The sequence below is a fragment of the Bacteroidota bacterium genome, assembly GCA_016706255.1.
Lineage (GTDB): Bacteria > Bacteroidota > Bacteroidia > Chitinophagales > BACL12 > UBA7236.
On the sequence record JADJJZ010000006.1, the window covers coordinates 700,916 to 713,554 of the forward strand.

Consider the following 12,639-nt stretch of genomic DNA (forward strand, 5'->3'; position numbering starts at 1 on the left):
GCTTAAAATTTCATACTATAAATGAAAGCAAAATTGTTAATGCTGTAAGATGGTAAAACATCGCCAACCAGATTATTGTTTTGCATAAACCGGTTATATTGACCCATCAGGTAAGTTTTTTCTGAAAAATTCCATCTCAACCCACCACCGGTTATTTGCTGACTGCCATCTACTACGTATTCGTTAAAGTTAATAATCTGGTCATATTTATCGGTTTGGTTTACAAACTCAAATCCTAAATAACTATGTTGCTGAAAACCAAACACAATATCTAAATCAGCTACCACATTAGCCGTAAAGCCTAAACTAATTACATCTGTTTGTAAATCAACCGAAGGCACACCCGCTTCTCCATCGCGATTGGTGTTGTCGCTGCGCATGCCGGCAGTTAATTCAATTTTTTTATTCCATTTTAATAATTTATTCACCGCAATTGTTGCATCGGCATCCATGCGTGTAAAATTTCTCAAATTAAGGGTGCCTTGTCCGCGAATTTCCGATTGTGCTAAATAAGATGCATTTAATTTTACCGCATCATGCCATCCCGCCCAATTTAAACCAATTTCAAAGCCCTGTCGATTTGGTGTTGCTGCACCAAATGGTGTGATGTTATCATATTTCGCATCAAACGCCATTAAACCGGTTTGTAATTGTAAATTATATAAATCGGCTTCACGCAATAAATCAAACATGGTTAATTCACGTAATACCTGATCGTTGGTTATACGTTCGTAAGCAGCCGGTGTGCCGTCAAAATTTATTCTTTTTGTTTGCGCACCTGCACTTCTGAAATTTGCATCTACACTTTTCATTCCAATATAAATACCTAATTGCCATGGTGAATATTTTGCTTCAATTTTGGTATCAAAAAAATTGCCATCTAAAATCGGAGCAAGTGAATCATTAATAATTTCATTATGCGATTTTCCGATTTCACCGTTTGCAGATAATTCAATTTTACCAATAGTATAAGCTAATTGCGCATTACCCGTTACTACCGGATTTACATATTGTTCAGTAGTACTTGCTGTGCCCGGAAAATCATATAAATTCGCATAATTTAATCCAAGCGAAAACATTTTGCTTTGTATTAAAGTCATATTTGCTGCAGAAAATAATCTTTCCGGTTGTGAACTTCCGTTTGTCGCTGCAACACGACCGGTAAAGCCTGTCCAGTTAATTTCTTTAATATATTTATTAAATACCAAACCAAAGTCAACAGCAGCACCTTGTTGGCGCCAGGTATTATCTGCATCATAAAAATTATCGTATGCAATTTGATCCGATAAATGCGAAAATGCAGCAGGCGTTAATGTTTGTAATTCGCTGTTGGTATTATAAAAAGTATATGGTGTTAATTTATAATGCACATCACCAACTTCATAACGAACAATATCTTTAATTACCCCTTTTACATATAATTCACGAACATCGAAAGTAACGCCTGAACCCCAAAATCCGCCAAAGTCGTTACGAATACGAACCGTACTTTGTATCGCAATATTTTCACCAGGGCGAATTAACATACCAAGGTCCACCAATGTATGCGACGATAAACTTTTTGGTGCCGTAACAGTGTCGGCAACCGCAACGTCCTGCGATAAATTGTCTAAAAACGATAGCGTGCGTGCCGTACCGTTTAAACTGAATTTTTTTACCTCAGTTTGAGCTTGTGTTGTTAATGCCGAACACAAAATCAAACCTGTAAAAATGGCTGCGTTAATTTTTTTCACTAGAAAAATATTTTTAATTCAACTATAGTTTCCTGATTTCTAAAAGTATCATCTGCAAAACTCGCATCACTAAAATTAGCCCAGCGGTTGCGGATGTATAAAATAGCATTGCGACCTAAATCAATATCTAAACCTGCACCGTATCCATTGCCTGTCTGATTGCGCGGACGACGCGTCACTTCATCAATATCGGTTAAATAATTGCCAAGCGTACGCTCGTAACCATAATATCCGCTTAATACCAAACCATCGGTAATGCTATAATAAATTTCAATTTCACTCGCATATTGTCTGATGTATGCATCTTCATTTAATACCGGAATAATACTCCAGTCGCGCTGCACTGTGCTGTAATATCCCAAAAAGAAAATATACATCGGGCGATTAAATGCATGTGTTTTAAATTTTATTTGCGGTTCAAATACTGAAAAATATTTTTTATTTACGGCAACACCTGAACTGTCATCACTTAAATTAACAGTTTCATAAACATCGCGGTAAATCACTGAATATCTGTCGTACGGACCAACATTCGATGGAAATGCAAATCGCCAGAAACGTGCACGTGTTAAACTATTTACAGGATGCGAATACGTAATTACATTTGATGCCGGTGTAATTTCTCCATTCATACCGATGCCGATATTAAATGAAATATTTTCCCAGGTTTGTTCAATATTAATATCTAATCCCTGTCTGTTATTCGACATCATACCCATGCGCAACATCGCGCTGCCTGTAGGGCGAAGCACTGCGCTGCTGCCAATAGAGCCTGCCGGAATATCGTTGGTAGTATATTCGGTAACGCTGCTGTTTAAAAATACCGAGTTGTTATTAAAAACTTCGGGAGCAATACTAAATCCGTGTAAACTAATTACCGGAATATTTTTTTTGATGGGAGATATAATTGTTCCGCTAATCATTTCGCCCCAGCCTTCGTTGTTGAGCGGACTAAAATATTGTGCCATACCGGCTTCAAGATGCAGGCCGAATGATTTTATTTTTTCATTTACTTCAAATGTAATGGTGTTAAATCCTACTTTTTCCAACGCTAAGCTATCGGCGTAAGTAATGCTGCTGATGGTGTTGATTCCATAAAATCTGCCTTCATTTAATTGTTTTATGATTTGGCCGCCGTATGATACATTCGGTGTGCTGCCAAACCCGCCATTTAATTCTGTTTTACCAACTAATATTTTTGCTTTTAAATCGCCCGGAAGTTCGGCTACATCCAAGGCGAAACCTTTAAATGCGCGATTTCCCCAACGTACATCCTGGTCAACTGCCCCTTCCGTATAATATTTGTCGTATCGCCCAAAAACCGCATTGGTAATGGGGTCCCAGGGGTTGCGTTCAAATAAAGTGAACCGATTATATCCACGAAACGAACCCATGGTAAGGTCGCTCAAAACATGCCATTGAATACCACCTGTGCGCAGCGTAAACGAACCAAACGAAGTTGAATGCGTCGCAGTAAAGTTGATGCCCAAATTCAAAATCATACTTCCACCCAACCGCGTTCCTTCAATCGGATTTTGAATACTCGGGCGCAAACTGTCCACCACCTGTTTTCCGTAAGCGCTACCCAACACACCGTTTAAATATTGGTAAGTATAAATGTCAAATGCCCACGATGTTTTTAATGTCGGTCTGCCCGAAACATTTAATTGTAAAGTTGGCAATTGTGTATCATCGCCAATAAACATCTGATTGGTTGGTGTGGTTTGTCCGCCTGCCGTGCTCAGCAAATAAGGTGTAAAATTCCGGGTTTGAGTGCCATAAAAACGGTAAAACCCAGATACCGCAACACGATACAGTTCATCCGGAGCATGTTTCGGAAACAACCCAACCTGAGGCGTAACCACGGTATTGCTTGTATCCCGCTGTCCAAACCCCAAAACAGGCAACAGCGCAGCCACGGCAAACAATCCAACTATTTTGTTTAATCTTTTCCCCAACACAATAGGTTTTGCGTATTAAAATTACACGTTTACAAATCAAATGTAATACTTTTTGTAAAAATTACAATTAGTGCCCAACTTTTTCTCCCATCCAAGCTCAAAATGTTTTGGGCGTTTCCCCTATAGTGATTAATAATTTGCCCCTGCAAATTATTAATCACTATAGGGGCCGGGCTATCCACTCCAACCCCTTTGCCGAGGCGGACAAAGGGGGTTTCCGTTACTATCCCTAACGCGATTTTGAGTAAAAATGTAATTAGTCGAGTTGAAATTAAAACCACTCCATGCATATCTCTTAAACGAAAAATTAGCAAATGTCACCATGTAGGGGCGAATTGCATCCGCCCATACATGGTGACGTTTGCGGAATGTTTGGATAAATTAAAATTGTTCTGAATAACTATTGATAATAAGTCGAATCAAAACTAAAACCACTCATTCCTCATTACTCATCGCTCATTCAATGAGTTGTTCGCTGCGCTCACATGAGTGATGAATAATGAGTGGTGACGGCAATACCGGAAATAATTCCATCACTTAAACGAAAAATTAGCAAACGTCATCATGTAGGGGCGAATTGCATCCGCCCTAACATGATGACGTTTGCGGAATGTATAGATAAATTGAAATTGTGGAAAATAATTTACTAATTCAAATTTTGCTTACCTTTAAAATAAATTACTAATGTTCCGCCATTATTCAAAGGTGATAACGTTAATGTTCAAATAAAACTGCATCTAATAGAATTGAACAATTAAAATGCAAGAAACAAAAGGATTACTTGACAAAATAAAACAGCACGACAAACTTGCGATTAGAGTAAACTCTAATTCAAATAATAATTTGTCTGCTGATGTAATGAAAATGCTTACAGAACCACACAGAAAAGCTAATTACTTTTTTGTGTTTGTTGAAAGTGGTTCGCTAACGCATAAGGTTGACCTAAACGATTTGACAATTACAAATGGGCAATTGTTTTTTGTTTTGCCTAATCAAATCCATTCAGTCCCTCCACAGAAGCAAGGTAACATTGAATGTTTCAAAATGAGTTTTGACCAAAACTGCTTGTCTTTACTTCCTAAACAATTTTCTTTTTTACTCAATCCATTAAATTCACAAATCATTTCATTTGACAGTGATTCGAGCCAACGCGTAAAAATACTTTTTGATATACTCGACAAAATATTGCATTCAGAAAACGACCAAAAAGATGCTGAAATTATTTTGGCGCATCTTAATTCACTTTTAACGGAGTTGAACAAAGCATATTTTAAAAGTGTTGCAAAAGAAAATTCTGAATCAAACAAACTTTCAAAATACATTGAGTTTAAAATTGCAGTTGAAACTCATCTAACAGAACAACATTCTATAAATACTATTGCCGATAATCTTTCAATAACAACAAATAATCTCTACAATATTGTAAAAGCGTTTTCGGGAGTTTCGCCAAAAGAATTTATCACAAACCGTTTGATGTTAGAGGCACAGCGGAAACTTTTCTATTCTGAGACATCGGTAAAAGAATTGGCTTACGAGTTAGGTTTCAGCGATCCTGATTATTTTTCAAAGCTTTTCAAAAAGAATACCGGCAAAAGTGTAACGCAGTTTGTAGAAAGCATTCAGGATTTGTCAAGCAAATAAAGTGAATAGTCCATCTCAATTAATTTTGACCTGCTGACTTTTGTGATTCCATTAAAAAATGTAAAAATGAAATCAGCATTAGTAACAGGAGCTAACAAAAGTATTGGCTATGAAGTTGCGCGACAACTTGCTCAAAAAGGCATTTATGTTTATCTAGGCAGTCGCAATTTGGATAATGGTATAGCAGCAGTTAATAAATTAAATGCAGAAGGATTAAAAAATGTTGAAGCCATTCAGCTTGACGTTACAAACGATGAATCTGTAGAAAATGCTCGAGTAGAAATTAGCAGGAAAACACAAGTGTTGAACATACTAATTAACAATGCCGGCATCTTTGGGGGCTATCCACAAGGAGCCCTCAATACCACTATCGAACAATTTAAAACTACTTACGATTCAAATGTATTTGGTGTTGTAAGAGTTACACAGGCATTTATTGATTTATTAAAAATATCATCTGAACCGCGCATTGTAAATGTAAGTTCAAGTCAAGGCTCTATTACCTTTGCATAGCGACCCTGCCTACAAATATTACGATTACAAAGCTGCTGCTTACCTTTCTTCAAAATCAGCAATGAATATGTACACAGTAGTATTGGCTTACGAACTGAAAAACACCAACTTTAAAGTAAATGCTGTTTGCCCCGGATACACGAATACTGATTTTAATGGACATCGTGGTACTGGAACCGTTGAAGATGCCGGCAAACGAATTATAAAATATGCTTTAATTGATAAAGATGGCCCGACAGGGAAATTTTTTAGCGAAGAAAATAATCCTGCAACAGGAGAAATTGCTTGGTAATAAAAAAACATGTAACACTTACAGCGCTTCTGCATAATGGCTTTTCGTTTCATAAATTGTTAATATAGAAAGCCGAGTCGAAATTATATCCATTAATTCCACATTATTCATCCCACATCCAATGAGTTGTTCGCTGCGCTCACATGAGTGATGAGTAATGAGTGGTGACTGCAATACCGGAAATAATTCCATCACTTAAATGAAAAATTAGCAAACGTCAACATGTAGGGGCGAATTGCATCCGCCCATACATGATGGCGTTTGCGGGATGTTTGGATAAATTAAATTGTCCGAAGTATAAATTATTAATAATCGAGTCGAATATCAAACTACACCTTACCCATTACACTTGTCACTGCAAGGTTTCCTTATAAAAATTCAAAATTTATGTAAATTTGGCTTAGGTAAATGCGGAAGCTGCTTAAAAATAGTTTCGGTAAATCTTTAACGTCCAAATGCTTCAAATATTTGGTGATTTACACTAAGTAACTTTGGAAAGTAATTCAACATTTATGGGAGTAAATAATTTTTATTACATTGAAAATGCACTTATTAATATGAAAAGATATTCGCTTATATTATTATGTTATTTATTGATTTTAGGAAGTTGCAAACAAACAACAAAATCGGACGAAAAGGCTAATCAAGCTAAACAAAACGTTGAGAAAAACCCGATAGATACTATTGGAACTGCCGATAGGTATTTCAATTTTCAGAATACTAGCATTCAAACAGATTTTTATGATACGGTATTCCAAAAATTTTCTAGTGAAAATGCAGAGGATTGTTTTACCTTTTATATGCCAAGTGGAAATATCAACGATACAAAGTGCACTATTAAAATTAGGTCACGAGCCGGTGAACTAATTTATGAAAAAACCTTTACAACAAGTGATCTAGTAAATGGTTATTCAACATATAAAATTTCTAGTGATTTAGAAATGGAGGAATATGTTCTGTGGGAGGCCAAAAAAGTTTTAACTAAAACTTCATTTCTTGATATTAACAATGATGACGAAAATAATATTATTAATTCCACGACAAAGGAAGATATACAAGACTACGAAACCTTTGTTGAATGTCGTGAAGAAAACAGACCTTTGTTTTGTATAGCATTACATGAGGAAGACATTACCATAATTGGATTCTCAAAGAAAAAGAACAAAGTAGTTGACTTAATTTATTGTTGCTAGGTTATGCGATTAATAAAACCTTAAACTAATTAACGAACTTTGCCTAAATATACCAACGGGGAAAGCAGAAAACCGAGTAGAGTAGGCAAAGCAAAAAAATAAACGATGAAAAAATTTATGATTGATATTCTTTTACAAGGAATAGATGATGAAACAAGAATGAAATTATTGCCAAAAGAACAAGAAATAATAAAAGAATGGGAGGACAATGGAACACTATTGGATTCCTACATAAAAGCTGACACCGCCGGAATTTACCTGATACTAACCGCTGAAGATAAAATAGACGCAGATAAAAAACTTTCCACGCTTCCTTACTATCCGTATATGAAAATCGAAATAATGACGTTGAGGTGAGAAGATAGGGGCTAAGGCGGTAGAGGTTATATGTGAAGCGTATCCGAATCATGTAACAATTGGCGACTTGTTTAAACAATATCTATGCAAACTCGTTTTTTCTTAAGTATACTAATAAGTTTAGCAATTATGGGTTGCCATTCAACTAAGGCTATAAACTTAATCAAGAAACAGTTTGGTTACCTGTTGTTGCGAACCCCAATAATAGATCTAAAAGTGAAAACTTCCTTTTTATAATTTAAAACGACAACCATGGAACAATTTAAAATAAGGCATGATGGTTTTAAAGAAATAAGAAAAGCTTTACTAATTAAAGCAATTCCAAATTCACTATTAGCCGCACTCTTCGGACTTGCAATTGCTTATTTTAGTAATAACGAACAACAAAGCGATGTGAAAACTTTGCCGTTTGCAATACCATTGGTATTGGGACTATTAGCATTTGGACTTTATCGTGGTATTAAAAGACAAGAAGCGCTCTTCCATAGTTATAGCCTGATTCTTGATAATAATAGTATTATTAGAGAACAAATCAATACACCAACAATAACTGTTTCAACCTCAGATATCACGGAAATTATTAAATATTCAAATGGTAGTTTTACTATAAAAGGAAATTCAAACTTTAATGTAATAGGTGTGCCTTCGCAAATAGAAGATTATGAAAAGCTTGAAAAGTTACTTTCGGAAATAAGGCCTATTTCGGTGAAAACGGATACACCTTTTCTTCAAAAATTTCGAGGATTGATTTCCATATTTACATTAGGCTTAATGGCTGCAGTTGCTATTTCCAATGACAAACTCATAGTTGGTGTATCTGGCACTGTTTTACTTGCAGTTTTGGGTTACTCAGTTTTTGAAATACAAAGAAGCAAAAATATTGACTATAAAACGAAAAGAATATTTTGGTGGGTAATTTTAGTGGCAGCTTCAGTTTGTAGCGTTATGTATTATAAACTAACTATTTAAACGTAATTGAAGACTGATGTGAAAAAAAGAATTAGTGTTGTTTACAGGTATTTTGTGTCGGATTTAAAGAGATTAGAATTTTCAACTTTGCTTTCCTGTTCAACTTTCGTAAATTAGCTGAGCGCTTTGGTTTAAATGCAGCTCAGAACGCAAATTGCTATTGTATTTAACAAAATAAATATATAACAAATCAATGAATTCACTTAAATTGGTAATTACTATTTTTCTCCTAACAATTGGACGGACCATTTCAGCTTGTGATTGTAATATGCAAGGTAAATTTTTACAGGTAGCTCCAAACACAAAACTGGTAGCTTTAGTGAAAGTGACAAAATATTTGTCGTTTAAAGAAATTTACGATGTGCAAACCCCAATGTCGATGGAAGTTGAAATCATCGATATTTACAAAGGTGAAGAAAGTCGAAAAACAGTAATCGTTTGGGGTGACGTTGGATATTTATGCCGTCCTTACCTATCCAGATTTGAAGAAGGCGAATATTATGTAATTGCGTTTGAAGAAGGTTTAGGCGGATCAAAAGGGGAAGGACATAAAAACGAAAAACAACAGATTACGCTATTTCTATTTGCGGCCAATATTGGTTAGATGTGGATTATATCAATAAAATCGCAACAGGTTCAGTTTCTGACTCCCAAAATCAAATAACTTTGGATGCATTGAAAGCCGGTCTGGATATAAAATAATATTAATGCAATAGCATGTTTTCACTATTCAAACACAAACCAGAAAATCCCGGAGTCCCCGAATGGGCTGCTTTTTTCAGCAGTAGTGAATACAGTGAGTTTATAAACGCGATTAGCAATTATTTCAAAAAAAAGCATGTCACCTACGAACTTGGAGATGGCATGTTGTCGACAGGGGAAAACATCTTTGGATTTGCTTCTATAGGACTAATCAATGTTGCGCAAGTTTGTAAACAAAACAAGCAAAGAAATTATCGCAAAATTGTCTCCGAGCATTTCGATTCAATGGTTAGCGCCTATCAGTTTGAAATGGAATTTAATAAAATTGTTCATGACTTTGACAAAGTAAAAAAATACATTGGCGTTCGCCTTTACCCAAATGACTATGTTGGACATATAGGAAAAGAGTTAACTGTTGGAAAAGATTTTGCCGGCGACATTTATTCCATGTTAATTTTTGACCTGCCGGAAAGCATAACGAACGTTCAACCTCATCAAATAGAGCAATGGGGAAGGTCATTTGAGGAATTGTTTGAAGTAGGGAAACAAAACATAAAGCATAATTACCCTTTAAATATTTCGCAACATAAATTTAATGAGTTGGCAATTTGGTTTGTTGAAGGCAACCATTTCTTTGCACCAAACATTGTATTTGATTTAAATAATTATCCTAAATTAATTGGCTCAAAAGGGTCTATCGTCGGAATTCCGCACAGGCATTCTGTAATTATTTATCCAATTGAAAATTTGGAAATTGTTACTGCTATCAATCAACTTATTCCTGCCATTTATGGAATGAACGAGGAAGGGCCCGGATCTATAAGCAACAATCTTTTTTGGTATATTGATGGACATTTTGAAAACTTACCCTACAAAATTGAAGACAATAAACTGCAATTTTTCCCGCCTCAAAATTTCGCGAAAATGGTAAAGACATTGTCAGCAAAGCCTTAAGTTTAGAAGTGTTACATTTTCAGCCATTTAAATTTCTCCCAAAAAGGGCTTAAATCTGCGTTTCCGGGCATTTTTTGGACAAAAACAGCCAAAAATGATATGCTATCGAAAACAGCGAGTTGATGTATTGTCGCTATATGGTTGGTAAAAATTTGTAGTTTTATATAAGGAATTGAACAGACAAAACGTAGATATAAAAAACTATAAGTTCAACTACCCTTAAACCCTTCCGTTCAACAGACACATCGATTATGAAACACATTACCTTTAACACATACTTAATTACGATATATATACTCACAACTTTATTGAGTTGTAATCAAACAAATTCACTTGAACCTGAAATTGAAAAAGTAATTACTGAATTAACAAACAAGTTTTCTCAATTGCCAAAAGGAACATCTAATCCTTTAGACTATTACAAACTTGTTCGCAGCGTAACAAATGGCGAGATGAATTTTGAGATACAATTACGATCAGCCCCTGACACAATTGAAGACCCGCAGCAAATTATTATTTTTAAAAACGCATTAGGACAGTATTATGCAATTCCATTTTTTTCTAATACTTATCGGGACTATTGGGATTTTCAATTTGACAGCCCAATACCATCCGTAAAACCGACAAATACCACCTTTGAAAAAGAGTTTATCTCTGCACTGAATACATTAAATTTTAATGACACTATTGGAACTGTTTGGACTGTAATCGATGAAATGTTATCTTCACTCCTTCGCTGTTCTTATGTTACTAAAAGTGATAGTACAGAATTGCTCACACTATATATGAACAACAATTATAATATACCAGTGGAGAATTCTGATAGCGGTTTTCAAAGGCTCCAAAAAAATTACGCGGCAATTTCCGATAAATGGCTTAAGCAAGAATTTCTTTACCGCGCCGACATTTATTTCGATGCTGAAAATTATAGAATATATCAGATCTGCAATAGTGAAAGGTTATGGAGAAATAAACCTAATTTATTAATTACAGTATACCGTCAAGATGTTGTCTTTCATCAAACCACTTATTAATTATTGATTGAAGCCTGTTTTATAAAAAGCAAATAATTGATATTATTGCCCTTAATTTAGCTTAGTTAATAGTTTTAAAATAACTGAAGCCACTTATTTTGCATTTTATTAATTAGTTTAGCTTTCAATACAATGTTATAACATTCATGAAAATATATTTAACACAAGCCACGGCAGGTCGGGGAGGAATTGGGTTAATAGGCAATCTGCAATATTTGCTACGGAGCATCCAAATTGAGCTTAACGATTCAGGCTTTAAGTACTCATTTAATGAACTTTGGTTATATTGAAGATCTTATGAAGTAATAATAAAACCTTTGTCTGCGGCTAACGACTTTAAATCTTTAATTAAAGTATTATGTCGTTATAATAGGTTATTTTTTTATATGTCTATTATTGAGACAAGACTTTTTCGGCCATTCATAAATTCCAAAAATTAGTTCTAAATTGTTGTTTCCGGGCATTTTCCAGACAAAAACAGCCAATAGCGCTTAATTGCATGAGCCAAGTGTTGAGAAATACTTACCTTTTAGGAAAGCAAAAGTTTTGTAGTTTTATTGATAGATTAAAACTAGTGCCAAAACTGACACTAAATAATGGAACTGTAGCCAACAAAATATGAGAAAAGTAATTGCAGCATTCAATATGACACTTGACGGGGTTGCCGATCATACAGCAGGAATAGCTGATGATGAACTTCACCTACATTATTCTGAGCTGATAGATAATGCCGGCGTTATTTTATACGGAAGAACAACTTTTCAATTAATGCAATTTTGGCAAACATTGTTACAAAACCCATCCGGAGAAAAATCAATGGATGAGTTTGCAGTTTCAATCGACAAAATTGAAAAAAATGTTTTTTCCAACACACTCAAAACCACAGACTGGGAAAGTGCAATAATTGCAACCAGGCCTCTTTCGGATGAAGTTATTCATCTAAAAAAACAACCCGGAAACGACATACTTATTGGAAGTAAAAGTTTGATTATTCAATTGTTGAACAGTAATCTTATAGACGAATTTCAAATATGTATTCATCCGGTAATAGTAGGAAAAGGCATGTTATTATTTGACCATATTGCCGATAGAATTTTATTAAAACTCATTAAAACAAAATTGCTTAGCTCAGGTGCTATTGTGCTTTATTATGAACCGAATGCATAGCAAACACACTTTTAAAAATATATAAATGATTTTCACGATTACAATTATCCCTGACGAACCTTACTACAAAGAAGCCTATGACGAATTGGTCTCCACATTAAAGCTTAAAAAGTATGAACCTTA

General features: G+C 35.0%; 10 protein-coding genes and 1 pseudogene. 9 read left to right on the forward strand and 2 right to left on the reverse strand.

Annotation, left to right across the window (positions count from 1 at the left end):
• Positions 1–2: 2 nt before the first annotated feature.
• Both IPI65_11685 and IPI65_11690 read right to left on the reverse strand, forming a co-directional pair.
• Positions 3–1,733 (reverse strand): hypothetical protein, encoded by a 1,731-nt coding sequence (locus IPI65_11685; GenBank protein ID MBK7442174.1) that lies wholly within the window; start codon positions 1,731–1,733, stop codon positions 3–5.
• Entirely contained in the window at positions 1,733–3,691 is a 1,959-nt protein-coding gene (locus IPI65_11690; protein MBK7442175.1) for a hypothetical protein, read from the reverse strand. Before IPI65_11690 ends, IPI65_11685 begins: the two co-directional genes overlap by 1 nt.
• A 762-nt stretch (positions 3,692–4,453) precedes the next feature.
• Between IPI65_11690 and IPI65_11695 the strand changes: the two genes are divergently transcribed.
• The 9 genes and pseudogenes from IPI65_11695 to IPI65_11735 all read left to right on the forward strand — a co-directional run bounded on the left by IPI65_11695 (position 4,454) and on the right by IPI65_11735 (position 12,516).
• The gene (locus tag IPI65_11695; protein ID MBK7442176.1) at positions 4,454–5,335 is read left to right on the forward strand and encodes a helix-turn-helix domain-containing protein; all 882 of its coding nucleotides are present in this window, start codon (positions 4,454–4,456) and stop codon (positions 5,333–5,335) included.
• A gap of 66 nt (positions 5,336–5,401) precedes the next feature.
• A pseudogene (locus tag IPI65_11700) lies at positions 5,402–6,140 on the forward strand (SDR family oxidoreductase).
• A gap of 491 nt (positions 6,141–6,631) precedes the next feature.
• Positions 6,632–7,333: a hypothetical protein gene (locus IPI65_11705; GenBank protein MBK7442177.1), complete on the forward strand. Its 702-nt coding sequence runs from the start codon at positions 6,632–6,634 to the stop codon at positions 7,331–7,333.
• 105 nt (positions 7,334–7,438) lie between these two features.
• Positions 7,439–7,690, forward strand: coding sequence for a hypothetical protein (locus tag IPI65_11710; protein MBK7442178.1), 252 nt, complete (start codon positions 7,439–7,441; stop codon positions 7,688–7,690).
• 252 nt (positions 7,691–7,942) lie between these two features.
• Positions 7,943–8,659, forward strand: coding sequence for a hypothetical protein (locus IPI65_11715; GenBank protein ID MBK7442179.1), 717 nt, complete (start codon positions 7,943–7,945; stop codon positions 8,657–8,659).
• Positions 8,660–8,852: 193 nt separating this feature from the next.
• Positions 8,853–9,263: a hypothetical protein gene (locus IPI65_11720; protein ID MBK7442180.1), complete on the forward strand. Its 411-nt coding sequence runs from the start codon at positions 8,853–8,855 to the stop codon at positions 9,261–9,263.
• A gap of 113 nt (positions 9,264–9,376) precedes the next feature.
• Positions 9,377–10,315 (forward strand): hypothetical protein, encoded by a 939-nt coding sequence (locus tag IPI65_11725; protein MBK7442181.1) that lies wholly within the window; start codon positions 9,377–9,379, stop codon positions 10,313–10,315.
• Between the two features lie 251 nt (positions 10,316–10,566).
• A complete protein-coding gene (locus IPI65_11730) occupies positions 10,567–11,349 on the forward strand; it encodes a hypothetical protein (protein ID MBK7442182.1) in 783 nt (260 codons plus the stop codon).
• A 618-nt stretch (positions 11,350–11,967) separates the two neighbouring features.
• The gene (locus tag IPI65_11735; protein MBK7442183.1) at positions 11,968–12,516 is read left to right on the forward strand and encodes a dihydrofolate reductase family protein; all 549 of its coding nucleotides are present in this window, start codon (positions 11,968–11,970) and stop codon (positions 12,514–12,516) included.
• Positions 12,517–12,639 lie beyond the last annotated feature (123 nt).

Bases quoted from the DNA above. Each gene is read 5' to 3' on its own strand.
- IPI65_11710 (MBK7442178.1), top strand. From the start codon at position 7,439: ATGAAAAAATTTATGATTGATATTCTTTTACAAGGAATAGATGATGAA.
- IPI65_11735 (MBK7442183.1), top strand. From the start codon at position 11,968: ATGAGAAAAGTAATTGCAGCATTCAATATGACACTTGACGGGGTTGCC.
- IPI65_11725 (MBK7442181.1), top strand. From the start codon at position 9,377: ATGTTTTCACTATTCAAACACAAACCAGAAAATCCCGGAGTCCCCGAA.
- IPI65_11730 (MBK7442182.1), top strand. From the start codon at position 10,567: ATGAAACACATTACCTTTAACACATACTTAATTACGATATATATACTC.
- IPI65_11720 (MBK7442180.1), top strand. From the start codon at position 8,853: ATGAATTCACTTAAATTGGTAATTACTATTTTTCTCCTAACAATTGGA.
- IPI65_11715 (MBK7442179.1), top strand. From the start codon at position 7,943: ATGGAACAATTTAAAATAAGGCATGATGGTTTTAAAGAAATAAGAAAA.
- IPI65_11695 (MBK7442176.1), top strand. From the start codon at position 4,454: ATGCAAGAAACAAAAGGATTACTTGACAAAATAAAACAGCACGACAAA.